The following is a 1,752-nucleotide window of genomic DNA, read 5'->3' on the forward strand; positions in this document are numbered from 1 at the left end:
GAAGATGTTCCGCAGATGCCGTTTGACGGTGCCTTCGGTGATGGCGAGGCTGCGGCCGATTTGCCGGTTGCTCATGGCCTTGGCCACACACTCCAGGACCTCGCGCTCGCGCGCGGTGAGCGGCCCGGCCTGCCCGTCGGCGGGAGCCGCGGGACCGGCATCCGTCCCCTCCAGGCAGGTGACGCTGCCGCCGGCCATCACACTGCGCATCGCGGCGACGAGGGCGTCCTGGCTGACGCCCTTGTGCACGAACCCGGCGGCGCCCGCGTCCAGGAGCGACTGCACCAGCTTCCGGTCGCTGTGCATGGAGAGCATGACGACCCGCACCCCGGGCACGGTGTGCAGCAGCTCCCGCAGCGTCGCCCGCGGCCCCGGTCCCGGCATCTCCACATCGAGGAGCACCAGATCCGGGCGCAGAGCGGCGGCCAGCGCCACGGCGGACGGACCGTCGTCGGCCTGCCCCACCACGGTCATCCCGGGGGCCAGGTCGAGCAGTTCGCACAGTGCCGAGCGCAGCAGCCGGTGATCATCGGCCGCCAGCACCCGGATGTCCCGGTCACCAGCCACGGACGTTCCCGGACTCGACGGGCCCTGCGGGGTTGGGCACCCGCAGCTGTATCCGGGTGCCGATCCCCTCCCGCGATCTGACGGACAGGGCACCGTCCATGGCTCCGATCCGCTGCCGCATCGAGGCGAGCCCACTGCCGCCGCTCCGCCCGGACACGGCCGCTTCGGGATCGAAGCCCTTCCCGTTGTCCTCGACGAGGCCGGTGACCACATGCGGCGTGATGTTCACCTCCGCGGAGACGGTGGAGGCCCCGGAGTGGGTCACCGCGTTCCACAGGCACTCCCGTACGACGAGGAAGATCTCCTCCTGGTACTGGGACGCCAGCCAGCCCTCGCCCCCATTGACCTGGATATCGATCTCCAGGTCCGCGGTGCCGGGGTCGAGAGTGGCGACGTACTCCTCCAGCTGGGCGCGCAGCCCCGATCCCGACCCGTCCGAGCGCAGCCCGCTCACCAGCTCCCGCGAGAACCGGATCGCTTCCTGCAGCGCCCGCTTGGCCTCACCGATCCGGTCCCGCCCAAAGGCTTCCGTCCGCGCCTCGGCCTCATGCAGCTCAAGGCACCGCAGCACCAGGCTCAGATTGCTGCCGATGTGGTCATGGATGTCCCCGGCGAGCCGCGACTGCTCGACGGAGGTGGCCGCGCCCACGCTGTGCGCCATGAACGCGTCGTAGCCGATGAACGCGGCCCGCACCCGGGTCTTGATGCTGGCGTGCAGCGTCTCGACGGCCCGCAGCAGCCGGGGCACCCGCTCGTCCTGCGGCAGCCCGTCCGCAAGGCCGCTCAGGTTCTTCAGTACGACGTCGAAGAGAATGTGCGCCGCGGCCACCGAATCGTCGGACGACGCCCGCTGCAAGGCCCGCCGGGCTCCGAGGGCCATCGACGCGAACTCCGCGTCGTCGTCCAGCCCCCCGCGCCCCGCCCCGGCGGCAGGCCCTTCCAGGGACCGCAGACAGTCCGCGACAATCGCCCGGGCCTGCCGCTCGCACCCCTGCCACAGCTCCGCATCGAGCACGAGCGAACTGGACACCGCCCGCAACTTCTCGGCGTACGCGGCGATGACGGTCTCCACGACCCCCTCGCCCCCCGCCCCGAGCACCGCGCCGGGCGCCACTCCTCCGGACACCACCACGTCGTTACTCCCCCTGTCGGCGTTACGGTCCTTCGCTCGTGCTGCCAGGGCTT

At 71.6% G+C, this 1,752-nt stretch carries 2 protein-coding genes; both read right to left on the reverse strand.

The window, feature by feature from the left end; all coding sequences use genetic code 11:
- Window positions 1-567 (reverse strand): response regulator (locus ACZ5CR_RS44505; protein WP_468869186.1); only part of this gene is annotated, 567 nt, incomplete at its 3' end.
- The coding region (locus ACZ5CR_RS44510; RefSeq protein ID WP_468869188.1) for a sensor histidine kinase at window positions 557-1,752 on the reverse strand (1,196 nt) is incomplete at its 5' end. The genes ACZ5CR_RS44505 and ACZ5CR_RS44510, both read right to left, overlap by 11 nt.

It is taken from the genome of Streptomyces sp. NPDC031274 (assembly GCF_055570235.1).